Source organism: Acidihalobacter sp. (assembly GCF_037381185.1).
Classification (GTDB): domain Bacteria; phylum Pseudomonadota; class Gammaproteobacteria; order DSM-5130; family Acidihalobacteraceae; genus Acidihalobacter_A.
The window spans coordinates 25,301-50,942 of the sequence record NZ_JARRQY010000016.1; the positions used below are offsets into that span (position 1 = coordinate 25,301).

Below are 25,642 nucleotides of genomic sequence, written 5' to 3' on the forward strand. Positions count from 1 at the left end.
TTCAAGGAGCAATAACATGAACCGCAAAATGATCATCGTCCATGGCGATAAAGGCGGCGTCGGCAAATCCACGATGGCGAACCTGTGTGTCGATTATCTTCTCGATCGCGACGGCAAAGTCGTCGTCGTGGAAGGCGACAAAACGATCAGCGACGTCGCCGCCCGACATGCTGGCGTGGCCGGCGTTCAGGGATCCATGGCCTCCCTCGCCCGCCCTGACAAGCGCGAGGAGGCTGTAATCGCGCTATTCGAAAACCTCGACCGGATCGGCGAGGACGCCGGCCACGTCGTGATCAACACACCGGCTAGTGCCTCCGAAACCCTGGATGCCGTGGCGGAGCTGTTCATCGAAACCGCGCACATGATGGGCTTCCATGTGCATGTCGGATGGATGTTGGGCGACGACGAAATCGGGGCCGCCAAATCCGCAGAATCGGAACTTTGCCGCTTGGCTGACCGGCGTGTCGCCGTGCTCAATGGACGCTTTGGCGGCGGCCGCACCTGGAAGCGTCACGCAGCTCGCACTAAGTGGTTGAAGGGCGGCGGACTGGAGGTCGAACTACCCGAGCTCACGGAGCGGGCATCTGAAATCATGCGAGCGACGAATGGCCGCCTTAGCGACCTGACCTCTCCCGACGGCGGCCAAAGCATCGTGATTCGCCAGGTCGTCAAAGAATGGCTGCATCGCAAGGGAGCCTTGGCCGCCGCCGCCGAACTCGTCGGCGAGGAGGAAAGCGATGGCTGACATGACCGAAGGTCGGCCAGACTTCACCCCTGGTGAGCCCGCCGGTTCCGTGGCAGCGGAACCTGTGGAGCGCATGGAGGCCGCCATCCAGGCGGCCTCCATCGCCGCCGGTGATGAAGGCCAGGAAATCGAACGCAAACTCCGTCGACTGGCCCACGAGCAGCAGATCCCGGCAGATGACCCACTCTGGGCGGCGTTCTCTATGGCAATTGAGGTTATCGCTGCAACCACTGCGGCGGAGCTTACAGCCGCTGAGACCGCCGAACGCGCAGCGGCGGCGGGTGAAGCCGTCGCCGAGAAGCTGACTGATATTCCCGAGCGGATGCGCGAAGGCGCCCGGGCCGCCGGCGATGACCTCGCGCGGCAGATCGAGCAGATCGTTGCGCACGCTGTCCAACGTGCCGGTGACCCGGCCGCCGCCCTGGGGCGCGAGATCGCCGCAGAAATCGGCCGCAGCCGAGCGGCCCTGATCAACGACATCAAGACAAAGCGGAAGGAGGTTGTCGAAGACTGGCGTAGTGCTGCCGTCGAAGCCGCCAGAGCCGAGGTGCGCTCGCAGGCAGCGGGCCGCCGTGCCCTTACATGGCTGATTGCTCCGGCTGTGTTCCTGGCAGGACTCACTGCCGGACTGGGTGTAGCCTGGGAGAGCGGATATTTGCTCTCTCCCGGGGATCGCGTTCAGGTCGTAGAGCGCACGCCACGTGGCCCCGTGCTTGGCCTGAGCGGCGGCATCTACCGCTGGAGCGGTGATTGCTCGGAGACCCTATGCATACAGATTCACCGGTGAGAGCACGGCTTTAGGCAGCAGTCGACCCACTGCTGCCAGTCTCGTATCGGTGATGCGTTGTCGGTTCCAGACCTACCAGCGGCCGTTCGACACCTACGTTGGGCGGCACCTCTACCGGCGCATCGTCTCCGCAAGACAATGTATGATCTCCTTTCCATCTTCGTATGCTGTCACAACCTCCGCAAAGGTTGCGGTGGTATTAATTCGGCCTTCATGAGCAAAGTCATTCCGCCAGATGATGATGTTTCCGTACGATGAACGCACATCACGGCCCTGGGTAGCAAGAAACACCTTAGAGCGCCTCTCCATATTTCGCTTAAATCGTTTTTTGTACTTGTCACCAAACTGAGGAACATACTCGTCTTTAATTATCTGGTACTTGATTCGGCCATTGATTCTTTCAAAGTGTGATTCGACATATTTCCCGAATACTTTGTTTTTTGCCTCGCCAAATTCGATAAAGATAGATTTAATGGCTTGTTCATATACGGTCACGGCAGAAACTGCTACAAACCCGATGAACTTGATTTGCATGAGCGGATCAGTAATCGTTGGCACATAGGCCTGAAGTGACGTTATAACGTCATCCGCATGCGAGAAGTGGTCCTGGTAAGCCATGTAGGTCTACCCTACTAGGTATTCTTTGACTAGCTTGCATCGATCACGGACCGTCTTCGTATCCGTGGTGTTTATTCGCGTGTACTCATCGAATGAGCCATCATCTAGCAGTGCTGTAAATCGCTCACTTAGTTCACTCCTCGGCAGCCGTTCGTGATTCTGAATGAGAACTGCCATGACGGCGTCTAATGCGGACACATTGATAGGCCCGCGCAGATGAAATGGGCGCTCCCCTATCTGATCTACGACATTTTTAGTTACTTTCGGAAACACCTCAAAGAAGTTAGAAACTTTTTTCGTGTCGCCAGCGTTGTGCTTCTTCATGGCAACATTGAGGAATTCCTTCATCGGTTTTTCATAAGTTTGCCAAGCACCCACTAACGCGAAGACCCTCAACAACAACTCGACATCCTTTTGGTGCTTGTCAAGATATGGCTTACCGATAATCTTTCTCCAGTTTACGTCTTGGTTGGCTTCTTTAAGACGCTTATTAAAATCACCCCTAAAAACGCAGTTACGAATTTCCTGCGGCTTGAGCGGCGTGCCTCCAGTATTGAGACGTTCGAAGATATGGTATGCACTTGTGCTCTCACCACTTGGATTAAGCTGGCGAATGTTGACCGCCCTGAGGACAGCCTGCTTAAGTTTTCGTTGATCCTTTTCTTCAATGTCCTCAAACCGGTCATTTAGGTATGGGTGTTTCGGGTGCAGCCCAGACAGGCGAAAGACCTGACGTTTCCCTTGTGTGCTCTCGCGCCCAAAATAGCCATCCATAAAGAAAACAACGCTCAAAATTCTTTGCTGGCCATCAATGACGAGATTCTTATTGTCATCGTCAACATAGAAGAATACTGGCGGAACTGGCAAACCAGTTAGGAAAGAGTCTATAAGTAGAGATGCTTGTTTTATGGACCAAACGAATTCCCGCTGAAAATCGGGGATTACAATGTCACCATTAGCCCACATCTCAGAAATACCGCTAAGTGTGAAATCTGATGGGTAGCTGGCTATGTCATAGGCGACGGCTACTTCATCTTCTTCTGTCCCGTCCGCCTCTACTTCAAGATCGTCTTCAAATTGTGATGCGCTCACAAAGATCTCCTATCCGGTTATCACGTTGTTTCAAATGCCGCCCAACGCCCAGCTTCGCCTCCGGCCTTGACTGCGCGAAACGGCGGCAAGGACGTCGGGTGGCAGCGCTAGTTGGGTGCATTCTGCGAGTTACTCAACATACAGCCCCACAGGACAATCGCTCGGGCGCGTGCTGTTCCATTTGTCGATGATTTTCTGCTTGTTTTCTCTATGCCAGAGCCGAATGTTCTTCTGATAGAAGTTCAGATCACCACTCAGTTTCGAACAATCCTTTATTGAGTAGTTGGCTGATTCTCCATTATAGGACACGCGGAAATGAGGGGGTGGGTGCTCATTTGAGAAGACTTCGAATTTAAGTTTCCCTAGCACGCCTACTTTGTGCTCAAGCGCAGTTCTACGTATTCCACGCGTTGTTTCTCCGATCACGACGCCACTAATGAAGTCAAGTTCGAGTGAGCTGGCTAAATCCTCCAGATTTCCGGTGGACCATTCTTTCTGCCCAGCAATCTCCTCCAGCTTCATATGACTAATCCTCGCGCTCAACAGTTGGCTAGACAGAATCCGCCATAATAGTGCTATTCAGATTCATGTATGGCGTCCTTTTAGCCGTCGACGCCATCTTCAAGGAAGCCCTCGAAGCGCGGGGTAGCGCCCGAGGCCGAAGCTCCCGCAGTCGTCGGCTTGGCGGTGACAGGTTGACGAGCCGGGGGCGCAGCACCCTGCTGCTGCCGCTTCCTCTTCCCCGCCCCAACCTGACGTGAATAGGCCTTACGCACCTGCTCGCCGCTGAACGGCTGACCACAGGTTCTCGACAGTGCGGCCGCGACGGCCTCCCAGCCATGCCCCATCTGGCGGGCCTGCTCGATCAGCTCGCGGTGGGCGGCGACCAGACCGCGCGTGCCGCCGCCGGGCTGCTGCGCGAGCGCGGCCAGATCGGGGCCATCGGTGATTCGTGGTTTGCGTGCCATGGCACCTACTCCGGACAATCCGTCACAATTTCGGACACGATAGCATAAAGTCGGACGAAATGACACGCCATAACGGACGTATTTCGGACGGTTATAGGACACGATGTCCCTGGTTGCGGACAAGTTCATCCATTCTGCGGTCGTTGATAGGCCGTCTTTCCTACGATTTTGTGTGTTTTAGTTGTTCGTAGTCTGAGAATGATGTGGGTTTGACGTCACCGTTGGTGACTATCCTTTCTCTCTCGTTGTTCGAGAAAGGTTACACAGACGCACCTGTCGTGCTGACTAGGGTCAGCTTCACGCCCCTGGCGTCTGTTTCTGACGTTTGCCTGAAATCACATGGTCATTTTGTAGTTTTGCAGCGCGCGTGATCAGCAGCCCGAGCGTCCCCTCCTCCGTTCCGTTTCCGGCCTCGCGCATAGGCCTGAGGGCCGGCATCCCGCCTGCCTCTGATGTGTGAGGTTCCCATGAAATTCGGAGAAGTTGAGTTGCTGCAGCTGCGCGCTGCAATGAAGCCCGCGTGGTCTGCGGCAGAGAAACAAATCGGCCTGATCTGGATCAGCGCTGCCCTACTCTCCCTGGCAAGCGGCGGTTGGGCGCTTATTGGCGCACTGCCTGGCTGGGCCGCATGGACAGTGTTCTCCAGAAGCAAGTTCGCGCCATTCCGGGAAGCCGCGGCCGGCGGTCAGCATGAAGCAGCCATGAGCGAAGCAAGGTCGATCAGACTGCAACTCGGATGGCTGTGGGCTGTGCTCGCCGTGGCTGGCGCCTGGTACATGCGCGGCGTTGGGTGGGATCATTTGGTCAACGCCTGCCTGCACTCCCCGTACACAAATCGCTGCAACTGGCAGAGTTTCAGCGTCATCGATGTGCTCGGCTATTACATCAATAGCTGGGGCATTATCCTCGGGGGCGTTGGCGCAGCTGCGGCGTTGATCGGCTCCATCGTCACATGGCGGCATCTGGTCGGCCTGGGAGACGGAATCTTCAATGGTCTTAAAGGCGGCGGCACGGCCACCGGTCGAGATGGCGACGTGCTCCTGCGCGGCACGGCCGTGCGCAGCAGCTCCGGCCGGACGCTCACCGACGACATCACTCAGATTGGGGGCGTCCCGATTCAACGCGACGACGAACCTCAGGGCTTTCTGCTGCAGGGCTCGACTGGCTCGGGCAAATCAACCGAATTCCGGCACCTGATGCGCACGGCTCGCGCCCGTGGTGAGCGGGCCGTGGTCTACGACCCGACTGGTGAATACGTGGAGCGGTTTTATCGCGAGGGGGTCGATCACATCCTGTGCCCTCTGGATGCTCGCGACGCGCGCTGGGATCCGATGCGAGATTTTGAGGGCGAACACGAGATCGAGGAATTCGCTGCGGGTCTTATTCCCTCCGAACCGGGCAGCAAAAACGCCTTTTTCGAAGAAGGCGCTAGGGCCATGTTCACCGCTGCCCTGACTCATTTCGGCTCCGTCGACGAGGCGGTTGCCATGATCATGGCCGGTGAGATTGGTGACTTGATGGATGTCATCACGGCCGAGGGTCTGGGCGGCATGGTGGGCGGCTCAGAAAAGAGCTTGGGCGAGATTCGCAACAGTGCGGCGGTTTTCGTCCGCTCGCTGAGCCTGCTGCACCCCGCCAGGCCGGAACTGGGCGCCTCATTCAGCATCCGCGAATGGCTGCACAGCGAGGACGATTCGTGGCTGTTCTTGCCAGCGCCCGGCGATGCACTCCAGGCGTTGCGCCCGCTCCTGAGCGCAGCCATGGATATGGTCATCCGCAAAATGATGACGTTGAGCCCGGATAGCAAGCGCCGACTGTGGGTTTACCTCGACGAGCTGCCCACCCTGCAGCGCCTCCCCGCGGTCAATCCGCTGACCAAGCTGATGCGCAAATATGGAGTTGTCCCCGTTCTCGGGTTTCAAGCTAAAGGTGACTTGGATGCGACCTATGGCCGGGATCGTGCGGGCGCGATTCTCGGTCAGCTGGCAACGAGACTTCTCATGCGCGCGAGCGATCCGGATACTTCGGAGTGGACGAGTAAGGATATTGGCGACCAGCACATCCGCCGCATCACTAGTTCGACCAACCAGCAGGGAAGCGGCATGCAGGCTTCCAGCACTCGGTCAGAGCAAGAGCAGATCGCCACGGAACGTGCCGTTCTGCCGGCCGAGATCCAGAAGCTACCAGATTTGACCGGCTATCTGCGGACCCCTGGGCAGGATGGTGTTCTGCGGGTGCAACTGGAGTACCTGGATCTGCCAGTGATTGCCGAGGGCTTCCAGCGGGTGCCGCCGCGCCCAAGGCCGAAACCCGTCCCACCAACTGCAAGCTGAGCTCCAAAAGTATGGCCCCGCGGAAGCGGGGCCATGTGTTTCACGTTAAACATTTTCCTTCAGGGATCACCGTTCGCGTTCCATCTGCTCGGGCAACTTTCCTTGTTCCAAGGCACGCCGTCGCCGCAAGCGTTTAGCGGCAATGCGCCGCCCCTCCGCCTCGCTTTTCTCGATCTCGCCCTGGACATGCTTTGTCTGCCCGATCGACATGGCGTTTAAGGCCTCCCCAACCGTCCGATTGGGATTGTTTTTCGTCGGGCGGTCCATCAGCGAGGTGCTGTTTTCTATCCGCGCCGCTGCAATTTTCCCCAGCGCCCCAGCGCCTCCGCCACCACGTCCGAGCTTCCTGAAATTCTTGAGCGCTCTGAGCAAACCCATCATGGCAAACCTCCCTGTTAGCGGCTACGTTCGTGCGCGCGCTCGGGCTGTTGATCTCGCGCGCGTTCTTTTTCCTGCGTCTCCCGCTCGACACGGCTGGCGCGCGCCGCCTCGCGGGCCTGCGCCTTTTCTTCACGTTTTGCCCCGAGCTGAACTGTCTTTTGCTGATCTCGTTGAGGAGTAGCAGGTTGTTGCTTCTGCTCCCTCTCCGGCTGTTCAGTCCGTTTCGGCTCCTGCTTGTGTGCCGGCGGCGGCTTCTCGACCTCGGGCGGAGCCCGGAACTGCTCCTGCCTCTGCTGTGCCTGTTTCTCCATGCCGGCCCAGTGCTTCTCCCGGTCGGCGCTGCCTGCTGCGACAGAACGTCCCTGCTCCGCCATCTGCCGGTAAATTTGCTTCTGGTCGCGCGCAAGCGCTTCCATGCCGCCCCACTTCTGACGCAGAAAACTCTGCAGGCCTTCGCGATCCTGCCGACCCAGCCCCGACAGATCGCCGCGCATGACCGCCTGACGCCGCTGCATTTCATGACGAATCGCGCCCGGCGCAAGCTGGCGCAAGCGGTCTACGACGCCATGCGCTACCGGTGCCGTACGCTGCGCATATTCAGCGCGCCAACGCTGCTCCATGCCATCACACTGATGGCGAACGATCTCTGCGGCTGCCGGTTCCGGACGGTTGATGCCCAGCCTCTGCCCGACCTGCCCCAGGCGCTCACGTGAGGCCTCCATCATTCTGGTCGTGGAACTGCGAACATGGGTCAATCGTTCCCGAACGGCCTCCACCATCCGTCCGGGCGCGCTGCGGATCTGCTCAATGCGCTCTTGCCGTCGCTCGCCCCGGCGGCCCATCTCCAGCCGATGCTCGACCACCTTGCTCTGCGGTGCCCGGTAATTCTCCGGGTTATGGGGAGAGTCCGGATGGGTCATGTCCAGCTCGTCGATCTCATGTTCGTGCGCTGGATCCTTTCTGGCGGTTTCATGAGGTTCAGCAGGCCGCGCTGCCTCCTCGCGGACCTGTTGGGCCTGTTCCTTGGTCTCAGGTTGGTGCTGCCGTGCAGTCTGCTCAACCGCAACCGGTTTCTGCTCCTGGGTTTGGGTTTCCGGCTGCTGCGCGGCCTGTTCTTGCTTTTGCTCCTGCTGTCGTTCGCGAAACCTCTGGACAGCATTCATGGCAGGCCCGCGGGCCTGCTCCGCCTGAATCTGGCGCGGGGTCATACGCCGCTCGTGAGCCAGCTGCTCCACGTGTTCCCAGCGATCGGCCATGTACCCGGCCAGGCGTGCCGCGTCGCCCGGCTCAAGAAACGCATAATTTCCCGCCCGCATGTTCTGCCTGCGCGTCCATTCCACGCTACCCGGCATGGCGAAACCGCCCAAATGCGTGCGCACGTATTCCTCGCGCCAACTCCGCTCCCAACGCTCGCGCTCCTGCTCCCGAATCTCGTCTTGTACGGCCATGGTGTACTCCTGATCTGGCGCCCCCGTTTCCGTCCGGGTGCATGACGTTGAGGGCTGATGCCCTCAGTACCCATGCACAGGAGCGGAAACGAACATGATGAGTCCCCCGCAACATCAAACACTGTCAACAACCAATGCAGGCGCTGGCGCCAGCGGCATCGCCGGCTATCTGTTCAACGAAAAGGCCAGCGCCGCCGCCAAAACCGGCTATTACCTGAGAGGCGAAGCGCCCTCGCAATGGCTGGGGCGCGGCGCTGCCGCCATGGATCTACATGGCGAGGTGGAACGCGAGCGCTTCATGGAGATGCTGCAGGGCCGGTTCCCTGATGGCAGTGACCTGTCGAACCGCAAAGGGGGAAACGGCAAGCGCAGGGCCGGATCGGACGTCACCTGGAGCCCGCCGAAAAGTTTCAGTTGTCACGCCGTTCACGACCCACGCCTCCAAGCACTTTGGCGTGAAGCCCAGACCTACATGGTCGGCCTGATGGAGCAGGAAGTCGCACACGCTCGAAACGGCAAAGGCGGGGCTGACGTCGAACACTCCGGAAATCTGATCGTGGCCGCGTTCCAGCATGAGGACGCGCGCCCCGTAAACGGCCGGGTGACCCCCGACTGGCACACGCATTTTTATCTGCTTAACGCAACACGCCGCGCGGATGGAAAGATGACGGCACTGCATCAGGAGTGGGGACGAGAAGGCATCAAGTTGCTCGACTTCGCCGGCAAGGCGTGGCTGGCGCAACGCGTGCAGGAGCTGGGCTACGAAATCCGTGCCACCGCGGATGGCTTCGAGATCGTCGGCATGAGCCGCGCGCAGATCGAACATATGAGCCCCCGCAAAGGGCAGATTGACAAGGCGCTGCAAGAGCGCGGCCTGACCCGCGAGAATTCGACCAGCGGGCAGCGCGACACGGCCAACCTCTCGACGCGCGAGGACAAGCGCCAAATCGGGCGCGATGAACAGCACTGGGAATGGCGACGCGAGCTTCGCGAAATGGGTTTGAACATGGATCAGATGCGGCGCGACGCCGAGGCGCGTGGACCCATCGACATCGAGGACCGTACCGCCGAGGCGGTGCAATACTCCGCCGACCACCTGGGCGAGCGCGACACGGTCAACCGTGTCGGTGCCCTGCGCCTGGAGGCGCTGCGGGCCGGCATGGGCCATACGACCCTCGAACGGGTCGATGACGAGATCGGCACCAACCGAGAGTACATCCGACATGAAGGCCTATTCACGACCGAATCAGCCCTCGCACGCGAGGCGAGGATCATCCAGCGTGCGCGTGACGGCCGGGGCAGGTCCGACGCGCTGATGAGCGCAGGCAATGCCGCCGAGTTCATCGAGCGGATCAACAACGAGAGTGAATATCCGCTGACGCCGGGGCAGCGTGAGGCATTGAACCTAGCTCTCACCTCGCAAGACCAGACGTTCATCATTCGCGGCGCGGCGGGCGTCGGCAAAACCAAGGCGATTTTGCGCAACTTCGTGGAGAAGGCCGCACACGAGCAAGGCTACGACGTGGTCGGCCTTGCTCCGACGTCCAGCGCCGAGGAAGAACTGCGCGAGGCCACAGGGCCGGAGCGAGAACAGACGCGCTCGGTCGCGTCCTTCCTCGCATCGACCAAAGCGCCGCGCCCAATCCCGCGCATCTACATCATCGACGAGGCGGGCATGATCAGCGATCGCGATATGGACAGGATGCAGGCGAAGATTCTGGCCCAGGATCCAGGCTCCAGGATCATCCTGACCGGGGACCAGCGCCAAATCCCAGCCGTCGAAGCCGGCCGCCCGCTGGAGCGACTGATGCAAGCCAAAGCCTGCGACATCGCCAACGTCAGCGATGTCGTGCGTCAGCGTGACCCCAAACTTCTCGAACTGACCCAGGCACTGGCCGACGAGCGTCTGGGCGATGTCGCCGATCGCATCGAACAATTTACGCAGGAGATCGAGGTCGAGCCCCGGAGGAACAAAAAGGGCGAACTGATGGTGGACGATGAAGGGCGCCCGAAACTGACCTGGAATCAGAAGTGCAAAGCACTGGCTGAGAGCGGTGCGGACCGCTTCATGTCGATGGCACGCGAGGAACGCTCGCGCACACTGCTCATGTGCCCGACCAATGCGGTACGCGAGAGGATCAACGAACGGGTACGCTCGCAGCTCATCAAGCTGGGCGAGGTCGACATCTCGACCAGCGCCGTCATGACCGTAGACCGTAAGGTCGACATGACCCGAGCGCAGAAAACGAACTCGCTCGCGTACAAGCCCGGTATGCAGGTGGATTTTCCTGGCGCCAAGCGCGGTGAGGTCGTGCGCTTTACCGTCGAAGGGGCCTTGGACCGCGAACGTGTGCAACTGCGGGCCGAGGACGGCTCCCTGCGCGAATGGCGCCCGCGTGAAGAGCGCGCGCAGGGCGTGCACACGCTGGAGACCATGAGCGTGGCGCCTGGCGATCGGCTGGTATACACGGAGATCGCCAATCATGATGGCAAGCGCATCGCCAACGGCACCCGACTGGAAGTCACGGGCGTGGACCGCGAGGCCGGTGAGGTCGTGGTCAGGAACCTGGCCGACGACAGCGAGCTGCGCCTGAACCTGGATCAAACGCACGCGCTCGATCGCGGCTGGGCGCTGACCGTTCACAAGGCCCAGGGCAAGGGCGACACGACGGCGATTTTCGTTGCCCCCGTGACCGATCGCGTCAGCGCCCAAATCATTAACGTGGGAGCTACACGAGGCATCCAGAACTTCACGGTGATCACCGACAACACGAAAGCGCTTCAGAAACGTCTTGGAGAGTGGGCAAAGACGGCAACGGCCGGAGGCCTCAAGCGGCAGGCCGAACTAGCCGGCGCCGAGGGCGCCAACCCGTTTGTCCAGGACCGCGAACGGATCGCCGCCGAAGCTGCCCGATCTGCCCGGCAACAGGAACGCCCACGTTCCGTTTCCGCCCCCGTGCATGAACCTGTAGCCAAACAAAAGGAGCAGGTCCATGTTCGGGAACGCACAAGAGAAGATTGAGTATCGGCGCGATTGGTGGCAGACCCTGGTCTCCGCCTTCGGCGGCGCCATGGTCGGTGGATTCATTGGCGCTGCGCTCGCCCTCTTGGTCGAGGCGCATTGGGTGCTGCATGTGCCGCCACAGGCCCTATTCCACGCTTGGGTCATGGCTCATGCGCCCGAGCTTTTTCATCCAGAGGCCTATGCACAGCTGCTCGCGCAGCACGCGCCCAACCTCGATCGCATTCTTGCCGTCGCCGCCGCCGGCGGCGCCCTGCTGCTCGCCCTGGCGGGCGGCTCCTTGGGCGGCCTGGTGCGCGACCGCCAACAAGAAGGCGGCCGGCGCCTGCTGCGCGGCCGTGACGCCATGCGGGCGGCGCAGGCGGAGTTCGCAAAAGAGATCAAAATCTTTGGCTTTGGCCAAGGCGCGGCGCTGCATCCGCAGCTTCCCATCTCCCGCGATCGCGAATCGCGCTTGGTCCTGATCGGGGGCGCCCCTGGCGGCGGCAAAACGCAGATCATCGAGACCATGGTGGAGGAGATTCTGAAGGCCGATCCGCACGCAAGGATCCTGCTGCATGACATCAAGGGCGATTTTAAGCAGCGCCTGGGAGCCTTGGTTCACCGTGGGCTGATTGGTAAGTATGACGTAGGACTGGTTGAACCGTGGGATGCGCGCAGCGTCCGCTGGTCGGCGGCAGAGGACATCCTGAGCGAGGTAGACGCCCAGGAGTTTGCGAGCCGGCTGATACCTCCGCCCGACAAAGGCGACCCCAGTTGGCAGAACGGTGCCGCCAACATTCTTGCCGGCCTCATCATCAGCCTTGCGCGCGCGAAGCCAGGCCGGTGGACATGGGCCGATCTGTACCGCGAACTGTCCCTGCCCTACCCGGAATTTCGCGCACGAGCCATCGCCGGTGTTGCCGATGCGTCGCTGGTGCTGCCCGAAGGCGAGCCCAATCAGAACACCATGTCGTATCTAAGCATCATCACCGCACAGGTGGGCATGCTGGTGCGCAGCCTGGGCGCGGCCGACCGTGACCTGAAAGGCCACCGCCAATGGTCTGCGCGGCGCTGGATTCTGCGAGAGCCGAACAGCGGTCCGCGCATCATGATTCTGGGCAACTCTACACGATTTGAGTCCCTTGCGCGCGTGATGCACAACGCCATCGTCAGCTCCATGCTAGCAGCGATCGACCAGATGCCGGAAACCCGAACCCGGCGCACGTGGTTGGTGTTGGACGAGTTTCCGCAACTGGGTCGCTTGGACGGCATCCGGCACATCGTAGCGGTAGGTCGATCAAAAGGCATTTGCCCCGTGCTCACCTTCCAAAACATCTCACAGATCCGTGAGATTTATGGGGAAAACTTCGCCAAGGATCTGGATGGCATGGCGAGAACGGTCATTCTCTGCCAAACGGCCGGCCCTGACACCCAGGAATGGGCGGCGAGCGTGGTCGGCAAGCGCCAGGTCATGCGCCAGCTGCGCAGCGCGTCCGGCGACGCCGCGCTTGGCGGGCGCAGCTGGACATCCACCAAGAACGTAACCGTCAGCGAGCACCTCGATGAGGAGTATCTGATGCGCCCGGATGAATTCGGAGAACTCGGGCGCGTGCCGGGCGGGATCGAAGCGGTGATCGTCACAGGCGGACGAGATGTCTACCGCGTGAAATGGAAGTTCAGTAAGTGGTATGAGGCCGCACCGCAAATAGTGCCCGCACCCTGGACCGTAAACCTACAGCCTAAGACTGCCGCACGACTCGAAGGCCGGATGCGCTGGAAGCCAGGTACAGCGAACCGAGCGGCGCAGGCTGCAGCCTCCGTACCGACGACTACGGTTCGCCAGGATAACGGCGCAAGCAAACCCGATGATTCCGAGCCTGACCGGTTCATTGTCCAGGAGAACCAGCCTGCGGCGCAGCCGAAGAACAACGACACCGAAAATGCCGCCGACGCTGCAGGCGAACTCGTCACCAAGATGGCCGCGGACCATCTGACTGGCGGCCTCTCCTCACTGGTTGAGCTGGCAGACACCGTGACCGATGGCCTGCGCAGGGAAGGTGCCGGCGAGGTAGCGCCAATCCGTACCGGCAGCATCAAGCGCAAGCGCGGCGATAGCCGCGGGCGCTGAGGCTGCGTTTCCACTCACGCGCATACCGGCAAGGGGCGGCAATCCGCCGCTCCATCTGCCGGAGATCATCATGCGCGTATTCATTGCCGAGAAACCCGCCCTCGGAGCGGCCATTGCCGCCTGCCTACCCGGCCCTCAGAGGAAGGACGAGGGGTACATCCAGTGCGGCGCGAACGACACTGTGACCTGGGCGTTCGGGCACCTGTACGAACAGGCGGAGCCCGACGACTATCTGCCGGACGACATTCCGCGTGGCAAGAATGGCCGCAAGCGCTGGCGGATGGAGGATCTGCCGATCCTGCCTGATCAGTGGCGGAAGGAACCAAAACCCAAGGCGGCTAAGCAACTAAAAGTCATCCGAGGCTTACTCAAGAACGCCGCCAACGTCGTTCACGCGGGTGATCCAGGTCGCGAAGGACAACTGTTAATCGACGAGATCCTGGAGGCAGTCGACTGGCGGGGGCCGACACAACGTATCTGGCTAGCGTCGCAAGACGAAACGAGTGTTGCGCGAGCGCTCGCCGGGATCAAGGACAACGCCGAGTTTGTTGGTTTGCGCGATGCGGCCGAAGCCAGGGCGCGAGCCGATTGGTTGATCGGCATGAACATGACGCGTGCTATGACTTTGAGCAATAGCGGCGGCGGCCTCGTGTCGGTCGGGAGAGTACAGACGCCGACGCTCGCGCTTATCGTCGCACGCGACCAGGAGATCGAGGATTTTCAGCCTCACCCATTCTACGTACCTCAGCTGGTCGCCGCCGGGTTTGTGTCCAACTGGAAGCCATCGGCGACCGATGGTTCTGGCTTCGACCCGGAGGGGCGTCTGATCGACAAGGCCCGCGCCGACGCTTTGGCATCCGCCGCAAAGGCGGCCGGCACCGCAACCGTCGATTCATACAAGAAGGACACGAAGCGCCAGGAACCACCTCTGGGACTCAGCCTCTCGGAGCTGCAAAAGATATGTTCGGCCCGATTCGGCATGACCGCCAAACAGGTACTCGACATCGGACAAGTGTTTTGGGACAACAAATTGACGAGCTATCCACGCTCCGATTGCCGTTATCTGCCGGACGAACAACATGGGGATGCAGCCGGCATTCTCGGCAGCCTCAGCCAGACATTTGAATTTGCGAGATCTGCCGATCCGGCGCGCAGGTCGCCGACATGGAACACCGCGAAGGTCGGGGAGCACCACGCGATCATCCCGACAGGCAATGTTCCGTCACAACTCAGCGATGCGCAGGCAAAGGTCTATGAAGTGGTTTGCCGCAGCTACGTCGCCCAGTTCTATCCGGAATATGCGTATGACGCGGTGGCTGTGACGCTCACCTGTGCGGATGAGGCCTGGAACGCGAACGGTCGCAAGATTGTCACTCTTGGCTGGCGCGAGGTTTTCGGCGATCGACCTGTCGACGCTGAGCTGCCGGCCTTGTCCGATGGCCAGGTGCTGGCTGTTGAGGATGCCCGAGTCGAAGAGAAGAAAACCACGGCGCCGGCACGGTTCACGGAAGGCACGCTTATCGATGCGATGAGTGGCATTCACCGTTTCGTCGAAGATGCCGAGGCCAAGGCAAAACTGAAGGAGACCAGTGGTCTCGGCACGGTGGCGACTCGCCCCGACATCATCGAAAAGCTCAAGAACCGTGGCTTTCTGCTGGTCAAGGGCAAGCAGCTCATCTCGGCACCCGCCGGCCGCACGCTCATATCCGCCCTGCCCCCTGTGCTAACCGATCCTGTAACGACGGCACGCTGGGAGGACGTTCTATCCGACATCGCCGCCGGCCAAGCGACGCTGGCGCAGTTCGAGGCGGCACAACGTGAGCAGGTTGTGCAACTCGTAGAGCAGGCAAAGAGCATGCAGGTGCAAATCGGTGAAGCCAGAGCGCCAGGCGGCGGCAAGACCAACCGCAAGCCGCCGGCGGGCCCAGCCTGTCCGGATTGTCGAGCGCCGACCATCACCCTGAAAACGAAGGCCGGCAAGGCGTTCTACAAGTGCGAGTCCTGCCGTTCATGCTGGTGGCCGGGGTTCAAGAACGCGAAGACACTGGGCAAGAAGTGGGAGAGCCGCTGAGCGTTTCCGCTCGGGTGCATGGGAGTGAGGGGCGGCATATCGCCGCCTCCGCAACCTGAGGTATTCCCCATGACGCACGTCAATATCGCTTCCAACGCCGCCGGTGCGATCGCCCTGCTGATCGCGGTTCAGTTTTCCGCTCACCTGACGCCCGTTTCGCCGGATGGTCGCGCGGTTTCCCGCCCCGCCCCGGTGTACTCCGTCAACCCGGCGCCCTCGCGCACGGATCCCTACGCGCATCGTGGCGCCTGACGCTCTCCGTTTCCGCCCCCGTGCATAAGCGCGAGGGGCGGCGCTTTTGCTGCTCACTATGGGAGTGTTGTTATGGAGTTGAAACTGGAAGAGCGGATCGAGGAACTGGCCGAGCGTCTGGTTGCATGCTGGGATATCGCCCATGTCGAAGTGATCCCGAACGTCGTTCTGCTTTCTGAACATTATCCGCTTGTAGCGGGTGATCATCTTATGTCAGACGACTGGGCTGAAGCGTTCGATGAACTGCAGGCAGCGACCCGCCGGGTGATTCTGACGGATCCCGAGACCCGCAAGGCGGCCATGCTGGAAGTCGCGCGGTTCATTGCACGTGAGCGCTTGAGGTTGGCTGGATTCGATGAGGTGGCGCCATGAGTCACTACTACTCGGTAGGCCACGACCTGGCGCACATGGTCGTCTCGGGGCTGGTGCATGGCGTGATCTACGACGCGATCTGGAAGGCCATGCACAAGCTTGGGCTTGGTGCGTCGATAGGTGTTGCAGTTGCTGTGGTGGCCGGAGTCTGGTTGAGCGGCTGGGCGCTGCGCCGCCGGCGGAGATGGTGATCATGTTCGCTCGCAGACCTATGGCGACGCTCTGGGATCAATGGCACGAACCGGATGCCAACGGCGATCCTCGCATCTCCGTGGTACTGCCTCCGAACGACGATCAAGCAGCGGCGGCAATCGAACTGGCCGCCATGGATTGTCGCGAGGCTCTTGCCGGCCTGGCCAGCGCCATTGGCCTGGGAAAGGCGCCGCCGGCGAACATCAGTCCGCTGCGTGAGATAAGCGGGTTCGCGCCGGTTGATCCTGCCAGCAGAAGATGGGGCGACACGATCAGCCTGAACGCGTGGGTTGCAGACAGTCCTGGCCGCGTGTGGCCACGTACGCCCACATACTGGAAGTTCCTGTACCTCCACGAGACCGCGCACGTGATCCTCGCTGATGCGATCGCCCGCGGCGCCAAGGACGACAAGTGGAGCGGCGGGCATGCGCCACTATTCTCGGCCGTTGAACTGGTCATGCTGATCCGTCATGACCTGCGTTTCCCCGAATCGCCGCGGCTAGGTACGCGAGCGACGCTCTACGACTTCGGATTCGATCAGATCGATCGGCTAGGGCCGAGCGCCATGCTCGCATCCAGTCCCTCCTGGCGAGGAAACGAAACACGCGACTGGGGCTGGACGTTCGAATGGGCGATCCGAACCGCTCAGAGATTGGCGGTAACGGACCTCACCGTCGAGCAAGCCGCAGATGTGGTCGTTGCACGATGGCTTCGGATCATCAAACAGTGGAAGCGCGCGCGTGCATATGCCATGGGGCAGATGCGGGCCGAACTACACGCCAGGCGGGCGGGATTCCAGGCTGGGCAAGACGCGGCCGTTGCTGCTATGCGTCGACGTGCTACAGCAGCATTGCACGAGCGCGAACAGCGCCGGCGGCGTAGAGCTTGGTACGTTGCTAGTGGGGCGCTTGTCGTCGCCGTGGTTGTGGGCGTTCTGGTCGCTGCCCTGTAGGCCCTACTGCGACGACATGCGGCAGTAGACACGCAAGCGTTACAGTAGCCGAAAGCATGCGACAGTAACGGGATCAGCGTTACAGCAGCGCAATTGGACGTTAAGCCCGGTTGTCCACGGGCCGTCCACAGCGGGGTGCCAATACACCCCAGAGCTGTGGGCGGGCGGTGGTCAACCGGGGATGAAATCAGAGCACAAGCTCGACTGGCTTGAACGTTTCCGCCGCCTCAGGCTTGAACGGCCCATCAGCGCTGAGCGCATTCAGAATGACGCTTTTTGATTTGTCGGCGTCTACCGGCGAGTGGAACAACAGCACTTTCCGCGGTTCGAGAGACTTGTCCTCGATCCAGCACATGTCCACGTATGCGCCTTGGGGGTATATCTGCCGCTTTTCCACGCCGACCTTGACGACGTCGCCAACGTCCAAAGCGGCCGTTTTGAGCTTTCCGTCGGCGTCAGGCCCAACATCGTAGTAACTCATGACGAGTTTTCGTTTGTTGTGATCGATAGCTAATGCCTCGATGACCGGGTAGAACTTGTCTTTCAGCCTGGTGCGCCCACGGAGGATCAACGACCGTATTTCGCTGCTACCGTTCGATACAAGCATCACGCTCTTCTAAAGCCCTTCCTTTTCGAGCATCTGGTTGATCGCAGCCAGACTTTCGCTCTGGGCGCCCTCTTTCCCTTTCTGCTGCTTGTCGGCCTCGTTTCTACCTACCGCATTTCCCACGCCTTTGCCCAGCAGGATGCTGAGCAAACCGATTGGCCACACGAAGAAGGTCATGATTCCCATGCCGGCGCCGGCGTCTTCACTCGTGTACTTTTTATAGAGCCCCAGCGTTATCACCCAGCCCAGAAACCATCCAACAGCTATCAACATCAGTACTGTGGTCGGGTCGGTGTTGCTTCCGTCCATGGCGTTCTCCAGTTTTAGTGTTGTTCTGAGGTCAAAGCAGGTTGCTTTCGTAGGTATATAACCACATGAGGTCAGGTGTTTGAATCCCCTGGCCATCGCGTGTCCCTTCGGGCCGGGCTGCTGCTGGTTCCGCTTTCGCTCCATCCCTCACTTCGTTCGGGACAGGCCCTCCGCATCCCTCACGTCTGCGCGCTCCGCTTGCGGGGTTCGTTTTGCTGTACCGCTGGCGCATTGCTGGTTTTGCTTAACACGGTGTTATGAGGTGGGCGCTGCCCCCCTCGCGTCAAGAGTTCGCTTCGCCACCGGCAAGGGTCTCCCCAACCTTCCGCGCTCCCTCTGGTCGCTTGTGCAGGTCGGGCGATCCCCCTCCCTTGCCGGCGCTCTTGACGCTTCACCCCCTGCCCTCGCCGGGAGGCGTTCCGGGTTTGTGCCCGGCACAAACCCAACTCCATTCAAGCAAAGGCAAGGGACAAAACCATGAACCAGAACCCGCAGCAAGCCATCGACTTCGGTGCCTTCGTTCGAGACGCCCAAGGGCGGTACCAGACCGCCAGGCCTGTGGCCGACGACGACGTGATCGAGCTAGCTCGTCAGATCCTCGATGCCCGGGTGCGCAAGGTCGACGTGATGGACTCCCCCGGTGTGGCCAGCGTCTATGTGATGGCGAAGCTGGCCGGGCACAAGAGCGAGGTGTTTAGCGTGTTGTGGCTGGACAACCGACATCGCGTGATCGCCTTCGAAGAGATGTTCAACGGCACCATCGACGGGTGCAGCGTGCATCCGCGCGAGGTGGTTCGTCGGGCACTGGAGTTGAACGCTGCGGCTTGCATGCTCGCGCACAACCATCCTTCTGGGGTGGCCGAGCCGAGCATGGCTGACGTACAGATCACCCGCAAGCTCAAGGAGTCGCTGGCGCTGATCGACGTTCGCGTGATCGATCACCTGATCGTCGGTGGAGCCGAGGTCACGAGTATGGCTGAGCGGGGACAGGTTTGAGGTGCACGGACATTGCGGCGTGCGGCCGCGTTTCCGGTATCGAGCATTCCAGTATGTGCAGTGCGGCACTGCACATACACGACAACGAAACGAGGTAACAAACAATGAGCAAAAAGGACCTGATGGACGAGATCGAGCTGGAGCGCCAGGCTGATGAACTGGCCGAGGCCGCCTCCCGGCTGGCCCATAAACAGGTGCGAGCAGTGCGGCAGATCGTGCAGGCTTATCGCGGCCCATTCATCATCCCCGCGCCGCCCGGTGTATATACCTGGCAGTTCTCACGGGAGGGGAGAGAGTGGGATGGCGGATACCAGAATTTCACTGCCAAAGCCAAGAGGATAAGCATCGGGTCGGATAGCAACAGCCTCGATATATCCTTTTCCCCAAAGGACGAGGGCACTTTCTGGCCGCACAAGATGACTTTCGCCGAATTTTTGGGTTTGTACCCCGGCGGCCTGCGCGGGCTGCTGGCGGCGATAGAAGAAAAAATCGAGAAGGACGGGGCGGACCTGGTGCGCGATCCCCTTCCATTCTAGCGCTGCAGGCCTACATCCGGCTCCTTTTGGGGCCGGATCCCATAATCGCCGTTTCGCATCAGCATGCGTGATTGTCAAGCGCGCGAAGTGGTGGATCGAGAATCGAAACCTGAATCGTCAAAACCGCTGATTCGTATCGTTTCATATCGTATCAATCATATCGTTACATAGGAGAACACCATGGGACGCGAAGCAACCATCACCCCCGAGCAGGTCAACGCCGTCGCTGACACACTGAAAGCAGAGGGCTCCAGGCCAACGCTACGCGCCGTGCGCGAGCGCCTTGGCAGCGGCAGCATGGGCACCATCTCCAAGTTCCTGCAGAACTGGAAAGCCCGACAGGAGCGCGAGCAAACCTCCGCTCTGGCGCTACCCCCTGCCCTGCAACGGGCGATCCTGGACTATATGGATCAGGAGTTGGCAGCGGCTCGTGCGGCGCTGGAAAGTGATCTGGCTGAACAGCAGCAGGAAGCGGCCGACGTGGGCGCCGAGAACGAGCGCCAGGCCGAAGTGATCGAGGAATTGACCACAGAGCTCGAAGCCCTTGCCACCACCAAGGCCGCGGCCGAAGGCAAAGCCGGGCAACTGGCGGCCGACCTGGCCGCCGCCAAAGAAGACGCAACCCGCGAACGTCAGGCTGCCGAAGCGGCCCGTACGGAGCTAGCCAAGGCCGCACTACGACTGGAAGCTATGCCGCGCCTGGAGGCTGATTTGACGGCAGCGCGAAACGAACTGGAGCAGGAACGCCAACGCCGCATCGAGGCTGAGCAGCAGGCGGCGGTCCTGGCTGCGCAGAAAACCGCTCTGGACGGCCGACTGGCTGATGCGAAGCATGAGGCCGAACGTACCGCGACGCAGCTGCAGAAGGCGCAGGACAGAGCCGAGCAACTGGCCGAGGCGCTGGCCGATGCCCGCGTAACCGTGCAGACCCAGAAGGTCGAGCTGGAGAAGATGGCCAAGGCTACCCCTAGAAAGACCACGAAGAGCAAGCCCAAAGTAGCGGCAGCTGACAGCACTGACGCCAGCGCAGCGGGCTAATCGACGTGAAAAGAGGCAAAAGCCGACCTAGGTTCCTCGGAAAGCTGCAGAGCAATTTCAGGGAATAGGAATTTAATCAAATCATCGAAACGCCTATCCGGAGCAAATTCAGTATCTCCGTTCTTCCACGCTCGTCGATATAGTGGAACCTTTTTATGAACCCAGTTCTTGGTTACATCTTCTTTAATGATTTGAGGGCCGCGTTCGTGAGCTTCTAAAACCAACCGGAAGGCCCACAAAAAGCCTTTGTATCTATCAAATATGTGGTGTGCAATTTTCACAAGGTTCTCAAATCGCCACCCTACCGGCCTACCCTCTTTGGCACTATATAGGGTATTGAGCAGCCGATAGAGATCGTCTGCTTCTCCTAGGTACCGAGGTAATTCAATATCGTAACGAACAAAGCGCTTTCGTATATCGCGCCAAACGTCATTATCTGTCGCTTCCTCACCGGACAACCAGTATCGGTTGAAATCTTCTCGCAGCAGCTTTTTATCAGCGTCTTGTTTACAGTTTTCTGCTGCCGAGTCCGCATCAAATAAATAAACTCGTTGGCCTGCCCTATCAATCGTGAGGCGCTCGAATGTCGTCCTGCCAAATCGCTGATGCCAGCACAGTTGCCCGTTTTCGACAGAGGGCTCTGACCATATACAATCTAGCGTCATTGCGTCATCTGCCCTAGAGGCAATCAAGGTGTCTTCAGTAACAAGGAAAGCATTGCGGTTATTATTGTAGTAAATATCTTCTTGCGTCAGTCTTGCTTTATTAGTATCAAAGCCCTTAAATACCCACAGTAAAACCCCTCCTTCCTTAAGATAAAACGCTCGACGTTCAGCTATTACTCGAAGGAATGTAGTCGATAACTGAACTTCAAAAGCAACTAGCAGTGATTTTTTCCACAATGCCCTGACATCTGGTCTTCGACGGCTATTAGCCTCAACACCCTTCCATACTGGTTCGGTCTCAACATTTGAAAAATTTGGATCAGCCCTAAGACTATCAGCAATAATATGTTTCATCCTTAAGTGTGCTGCTGACTCGCGCGCGCCATCGTACTTCATTGCGAGTATCTGCTTCTCTGTATATTTCCCCTTGGTTCTTGCTGGACATCGCCCATCTTCTATTTGATGTCGAAAATAAAACAGCCGTGTTTTTGTTAACGACACCAGGTGAACAGGCACACCGCATAATGGGCATGCAAATTCTGCCTCCCCTAAGGCGATGCTCTGCTGCAGCCGCATCCTAAGCTGGAGCGTTTTCTCGTAATCTGAACCGACAACTTCCTCTACCGATAAAATTTCGCCGGTTTCAAGGTTCATAACCTCTTTGATCTCAGGCGAAGAAACGGCATAAGAACTCATGAGTTAGATGCTCTTTGTTACCTTTTTTCTTTTGAGTTTTGGTTTCGATGAAAATAACGCGATTATATAGAATGCGGACATCATTGACGCTGATGTAAATGAATAGAAAAAACTAAAAATCGGGTTGATTGACTCAAATATAATCGTCACATATAGCACAAGCATTAGTGTAGTAAATATTTTTATTGCGATATTTGAACAGCCTATGCTCGGATATGTTTTAAGAATCACCATATCATCATCAGATAACATTGATTTTATTTGTGCATACTTATGCTCCGCTAAGAACATGATCGCGCCCACCGCGGCGTAGACAAACAGTGTTAAATATACGGCCGCCACCATCGAATGACCTATTGAAACGTTTAATATTGGAATAGTGTATTCGTGCGAACCTGATTTTGATTTCGCTTGCAAAACAAGCCCTAGAAATGCGGTAGCGGTTACGAATCCCGCAAAGTAACTTCTCTGAATCAACTTGCAGCTTTCAATGAAATTGGCTTTCAATATATCGTCCACTCGCTTCCCCATGAAATTTCGTTTTCTAGGGACAAATATGAATAACGACTGCTCTCCATTACCTTTAGGGAATGTCGGACACCGCAAATCCCACTAAAGCAGCTACCGTCGCTAGTATCAACTGTGCTTCAGCACGAGAGTAGAACTGCTCTCCCCCATCACTCACCGCATGATGGGCTGGATGCGCGTAATGACGCACCGCTGCCCATACTGCCGCTTCGCGCTCACCTCGCACCATACCGGTGCGATCATTCGCCAGCCGCATAAGCAGCGGACTCGCCCAATCCTTCTTGCTATCGAACCTCTTACGCCCTATCTCATCGAGCACAGTGCGGCACATCCCCACGCAAGAACGATAATCGCCATGTTGGTAGTGGACCACTGCTTGCTGTAAGTCCTTACCGGCCGCGGCTAACTCTTCCGGGGGATCCACCAATGGCACGGGTACTTCCAACAAAAGAATATTCTTCGCCCCAGCAGTGCGTAGACTTTCTATCCATTCGGAACGCGGGACCCTGAAGTGCAGCATGTCATACACACTTTGAGCACCATACTCATCAGTTTCAGTTCCTACACCTGACACCTGTAGCTGAAATGCGATGTTCCCCCCATCGCGAACGCGCTCAAGCTCCGCTAGTTGCCCTGGATGTAGCGATTGAACCAAGAAACACGACATGGGATGTGCGTGGTCATACTGGCGAAGTTCAATCGGCTGCTCTGGTTGAGCGAAACCAACATCCAACGATACTCCCCGATCATTACTCAAGCGGACCCGTGCGCCAAAGATCGTTACACGCCTCTCATGGTCCCGCTTCGGGTTCATGGTTATCTTGAGCGAGAAACAGAGCTCGTAAGCACCTAATACTGGGCGAAGCGACACGCTCTGGTTAGAAATCTCACCGACTATCAAGCCGTTTATCGTCAGACTCATCACATATATGACCAGTTGAGAGGCATCGTCCATCGCCCATATTTAGAGTTAAGCAGCAAAAGCATCTAATATTCAAAGAGCGCCCAGCTCATCCAAAAGATTCTTCCTGTTTTCCAAGCGCCAGTAAGCCTCTAACGTAGCAAGATGCTTCTTCTGGCGTGCATCTACCACTGCGGGAGTCCATTCCGGGTCTTGCAACACTTCAGTTGTGAGAACAAAAGGCGATACGCCTCCACGAGCGAAGTAAGCGTTTTTCTTTCTATCGAAGTCGTAATTAGAGGCCGCACTGTTTTTCCTTCGACTAAGCAACGCAAGATTCCCCAGCGTGTGAACTCTGGATAAACGATCCCTGACTTCAGGAAACCACTTAGCCCACTGGCTAGTTGGATCAACTGTCTGAGGTAGAACATGCTCTACCGTGACTATTGAATAGTCGTACTGGGCACCGCCGCCAGATAGTAGAGCATCAAGTCGTAACAGTACGGTTGAACGCGCGCGAGCTGAAAGTGACTCGTAGATCGGACCTGCCAAAGCCGCGTACATCGCATACTGCTCATAAGGGGTAAGCTGCAACGAAGAATCGCTCACAGACAGATCATTCCCTCTTTCAACGTCTGCCGTCAGTTTGGAAAAGCGATCAATGCGGGCGTTGACCCCAGCCTTTGTGATCAGCATGAAATAACCCAACCTTTCTAGGTCTCTGAAAAAATTGAGCATCCGAGCAGGCTGATTACGATAGTGAGTGACAAATGCGATAGCAGGCGGCATCCAGTCCTTGAAGTTCAACCTGTTTAGCCAACCGAGATGAACATTAACTTGCTCGGCCAGCTCGGTACTTGAGTAAGAGGCATCCGAGATTTCTTCATAAGCCGACGCAGCTGGTAGTAGCACATCATCAATGAACTTAATAGGGGCCTGTGCCTCGGTTACGTGTTCTTTGAACTCTTTGAGCAAGGTCGCTTGAGGTTTGGCTTTTCGATAAATCATTCGGATATGACTAAACAATTCACTAAATGATTCTCGCCCTAGATCTTCCTCGGCGTCTTCCCACTTTTTGTTGTACTCGTCACGGCTCGACTGCGGCACACCGCCGACAATCTCCGCCTTCAAAATATCAGTCGCAGAAAGTTCCAGACCACGGCTATTAAGAACAGAGAAGATTCGATAAGCAGAATCCAAGTCCGGGGTGGCAACCACGACGAGAAAGCAGCGAGTCACGATGAAACGGGCCAAGGCTGCCCGCTCCGACTCATCGAGTTTTTTTAGCTGGTCGACAAAAAGTCGAGCGTTATCACGAATGTTTCGTTGGCTATCAGGAAGCTCAGTATTGATTTGAAGCAGGCCATTCAAACCATTTTCGATCTGCACATATTTTCTGAAAAATTCAGCGTCACGCTCGCGCAGCTTAAGCCTGTAGTGATCCAATGTTCCCTTGACCGAGTTACCTTTCTCATAGATGAAAGAGGTAATGTCCTTAGCTGTGTCTACGTCAACTGATTCGCGAATCGCTGAAAGAAGAATTGTGATGGTGGTTAGCCGCTGCTGACCATCAACGACATCAGATTGAGGAACGGCTTCTTGCTTGATGAGAACAATGCTGCCGAGGAAATAAGGTGGCATATCTACCACGTTGCCCCCGCTGTCCCGCATGAAACTGATCAGGTCTTCAAAAAGCTCAAGCGCCTGATCTGTTGTCCAGGCATAGGGGCGCTGATAGCTCGGGATATTGAACGCATAGCCATCACTGAAGATGCTTGAGATTGGCTGTTCGTGGGCAACGATGGTTTGAGGCATTATCTTGGAAACCTTCAAGTGGTTATGGGGCATGCTCAACATCATGGGATCGCGCATGCGAAGCGGAGCGGCTGCTGATTGAACACGCCAAGTGAACCGCCCCGGTTTTCGCGGAGGCTGTTGGGTTTAAGTTAAGCGGCAATGGGGATTGGCTGCCCGAGTTGCCGGTAGTAGTTTGCCTCAGCTTCTGCGGGCGGGATATAGCCCA

Annotated in this window: 24 protein-coding genes; 13 read left to right on the forward strand and 11 right to left on the reverse strand. The window is 58.2% G+C overall.

Features of this window, described 5'->3' with window-relative positions:
• Window positions 1-16 precede the first annotated feature (16 nt).
• Both P8014_RS07490 and P8014_RS07495 read left to right on the forward strand, forming a co-directional pair.
• Entirely contained in the window at window positions 17-745 is a 729-nt protein-coding gene (locus tag P8014_RS07490) for a hypothetical protein (protein ID WP_337816689.1), read from the forward strand.
• Window positions 738-1,532 carry a hypothetical protein gene (locus P8014_RS07495; RefSeq protein ID WP_337816690.1) on the forward strand — a complete coding sequence of 265 codons (795 nt, stop codon included), beginning with the start codon at window positions 738-740 and terminating at the stop codon, window positions 1,530-1,532. The genes P8014_RS07490 and P8014_RS07495 overlap by 8 nt, the downstream gene beginning before the upstream one ends.
• A 111-nt stretch (window positions 1,533-1,643) precedes the next feature.
• On the opposite strand, the gene P8014_RS07500 is transcribed toward P8014_RS07495, so the two are convergent.
• From P8014_RS07500 to P8014_RS07515, 4 genes are all read right to left on the reverse strand, one after another.
• The gene (locus P8014_RS07500) at window positions 1,644-2,150 is read right to left on the reverse strand and encodes a HEPN domain-containing protein (RefSeq protein ID WP_337816691.1); all 507 of its coding nucleotides are present in this window, start codon (window positions 2,148-2,150) and stop codon (window positions 1,644-1,646) included.
• A 6-nt stretch (window positions 2,151-2,156) separates the two neighbouring features.
• Window positions 2,157-3,242, reverse strand: coding sequence for a DUF262 domain-containing protein (locus P8014_RS07505; protein ID WP_337816692.1), 1,086 nt, complete (start codon window positions 3,240-3,242; stop codon window positions 2,157-2,159).
• 129 nt (window positions 3,243-3,371) lie between these two features.
• Window positions 3,372-3,764, reverse strand: coding sequence for a DUF4160 domain-containing protein (locus tag P8014_RS07510; RefSeq protein ID WP_337816693.1), 393 nt, complete (start codon window positions 3,762-3,764; stop codon window positions 3,372-3,374).
• A gap of 80 nt (window positions 3,765-3,844) precedes the next feature.
• The gene (locus P8014_RS07515; RefSeq protein ID WP_337816694.1) at window positions 3,845-4,210 is read right to left on the reverse strand and encodes a hypothetical protein; all 366 of its coding nucleotides are present in this window, start codon (window positions 4,208-4,210) and stop codon (window positions 3,845-3,847) included.
• A gap of 467 nt (window positions 4,211-4,677) precedes the next feature.
• Here P8014_RS07515 and P8014_RS07520 point away from each other — a divergent pair, with 467 nt between their 5' ends.
• The gene (locus P8014_RS07520; protein ID WP_337816695.1) at window positions 4,678-6,543 is read left to right on the forward strand and encodes a type IV secretion system DNA-binding domain-containing protein; all 1,866 of its coding nucleotides are present in this window, start codon (window positions 4,678-4,680) and stop codon (window positions 6,541-6,543) included.
• 66 nt (window positions 6,544-6,609) lie between these two features.
• On the opposite strand, the gene P8014_RS07525 is transcribed toward P8014_RS07520, so the two are convergent.
• Together P8014_RS07525 and P8014_RS07530 are read right to left on the reverse strand one after the other, a co-directional pair.
• Window positions 6,610-6,924, reverse strand: coding sequence for a hypothetical protein (locus P8014_RS07525; RefSeq protein ID WP_337816696.1), 315 nt, complete (start codon window positions 6,922-6,924; stop codon window positions 6,610-6,612).
• A gap of 14 nt (window positions 6,925-6,938) precedes the next feature.
• Window positions 6,939-8,372 carry a hypothetical protein gene (locus tag P8014_RS07530; RefSeq protein ID WP_337816697.1) on the reverse strand — a complete coding sequence of 478 codons (1,434 nt, stop codon included), beginning with the start codon at window positions 8,370-8,372 and terminating at the stop codon, window positions 6,939-6,941.
• A 97-nt stretch (window positions 8,373-8,469) separates the two neighbouring features.
• Between P8014_RS07530 and mobF the strand changes: the two genes are divergently transcribed.
• The 7 genes from mobF to P8014_RS07565 all read left to right on the forward strand — a co-directional run bounded on the left by mobF (window position 8,470) and on the right by P8014_RS07565 (window position 17,343).
• Entirely contained in the window at window positions 8,470-11,394 is a 2,925-nt protein-coding gene (gene mobF, locus P8014_RS07535; protein ID WP_337816713.1) for a MobF family relaxase, read from the forward strand.
• Window positions 11,366-13,504: a type IV secretion system DNA-binding domain-containing protein gene (locus tag P8014_RS07540; RefSeq protein ID WP_337816698.1), complete on the forward strand. Its 2,139-nt coding sequence runs from the start codon at window positions 11,366-11,368 to the stop codon at window positions 13,502-13,504. Before mobF ends, P8014_RS07540 begins: the two co-directional genes overlap by 29 nt.
• 70 nt (window positions 13,505-13,574) lie before the next feature.
• Complete coding sequence (locus P8014_RS07545; RefSeq protein ID WP_337816699.1) at window positions 13,575-15,575, forward strand: DNA topoisomerase 3; 2,001 nt, start codon at window positions 13,575-13,577, stop codon at window positions 15,573-15,575.
• 69 nt (window positions 15,576-15,644) lie between these two features.
• Window positions 15,645-15,827: a hypothetical protein gene (locus P8014_RS07550; RefSeq protein ID WP_337816700.1), complete on the forward strand. Its 183-nt coding sequence runs from the start codon at window positions 15,645-15,647 to the stop codon at window positions 15,825-15,827.
• 72 nt (window positions 15,828-15,899) lie between these two features.
• A complete protein-coding gene (locus P8014_RS07555; protein WP_337816701.1) occupies window positions 15,900-16,199 on the forward strand; it encodes a hypothetical protein in 300 nt (99 codons plus the stop codon).
• Window positions 16,196-16,390 (forward strand): hypothetical protein, encoded by a 195-nt coding sequence (locus tag P8014_RS07560; RefSeq protein ID WP_337816702.1) that lies wholly within the window; start codon window positions 16,196-16,198, stop codon window positions 16,388-16,390. Before P8014_RS07555 ends, P8014_RS07560 begins: the two co-directional genes overlap by 4 nt.
• A 2-nt stretch (window positions 16,391-16,392) precedes the next feature.
• The gene (locus tag P8014_RS07565; protein WP_337816703.1) at window positions 16,393-17,343 is read left to right on the forward strand and encodes a hypothetical protein; all 951 of its coding nucleotides are present in this window, start codon (window positions 16,393-16,395) and stop codon (window positions 17,341-17,343) included.
• A 187-nt stretch (window positions 17,344-17,530) separates the two neighbouring features.
• Here the strand turns inward: P8014_RS07565 and P8014_RS07570 are convergent, their stop codons facing one another.
• Window positions 17,531-17,950 carry a hypothetical protein gene (locus tag P8014_RS07570; protein WP_337816704.1) on the reverse strand — a complete coding sequence of 140 codons (420 nt, stop codon included), beginning with the start codon at window positions 17,948-17,950 and terminating at the stop codon, window positions 17,531-17,533.
• Window positions 17,951-17,959: 9 nt separating this feature from the next.
• Window positions 17,960-18,259, reverse strand: coding sequence for a hypothetical protein (locus tag P8014_RS07575; protein WP_337816705.1), 300 nt, complete (start codon window positions 18,257-18,259; stop codon window positions 17,960-17,962).
• A gap of 477 nt (window positions 18,260-18,736) precedes the next feature.
• Here P8014_RS07575 and radC point away from each other — a divergent pair, with 477 nt between their 5' ends.
• The 3 genes from radC (at window position 18,737) to P8014_RS07590 (ending at window position 20,829) form a co-directional block, all read left to right on the forward strand.
• A complete protein-coding gene (gene radC, locus P8014_RS07580; protein WP_337816706.1) occupies window positions 18,737-19,255 on the forward strand; it encodes a DNA repair protein RadC in 519 nt (172 codons plus the stop codon).
• A gap of 104 nt (window positions 19,256-19,359) precedes the next feature.
• Window positions 19,360-19,791: a hypothetical protein gene (locus tag P8014_RS07585; RefSeq protein WP_337816707.1), complete on the forward strand. Its 432-nt coding sequence runs from the start codon at window positions 19,360-19,362 to the stop codon at window positions 19,789-19,791.
• 180 nt (window positions 19,792-19,971) lie between these two features.
• Window positions 19,972-20,829, forward strand: coding sequence for a DNA-binding protein (locus P8014_RS07590; RefSeq protein WP_337816708.1), 858 nt, complete (start codon window positions 19,972-19,974; stop codon window positions 20,827-20,829).
• Here the strand turns inward: P8014_RS07590 and P8014_RS07595 are convergent.
• From P8014_RS07595 to P8014_RS07605, 3 genes are all read right to left on the reverse strand, one after another.
• Window positions 20,826-22,190, reverse strand: a complete 1,365-nt coding sequence (locus tag P8014_RS07595) for a DUF6035 family protein (RefSeq protein WP_337816709.1) — start codon at window positions 22,188-22,190, stop codon at window positions 20,826-20,828. The genes P8014_RS07590 and P8014_RS07595 overlap by 4 nt on opposite strands.
• Window positions 22,191-22,773: 583 nt before the next feature.
• Entirely contained in the window at window positions 22,774-23,640 is an 867-nt protein-coding gene (locus P8014_RS07600; protein ID WP_337816710.1) for a hypothetical protein, read from the reverse strand.
• Between the two features lie 72 nt (window positions 23,641-23,712).
• Window positions 23,713-25,434 carry a DUF262 domain-containing HNH endonuclease family protein gene (locus tag P8014_RS07605; protein WP_337816711.1) on the reverse strand — a complete coding sequence of 574 codons (1,722 nt, stop codon included), beginning with the start codon at window positions 25,432-25,434 and terminating at the stop codon, window positions 23,713-23,715.
• Between the last annotated feature and the right edge of the window lie 208 nt (window positions 25,435-25,642).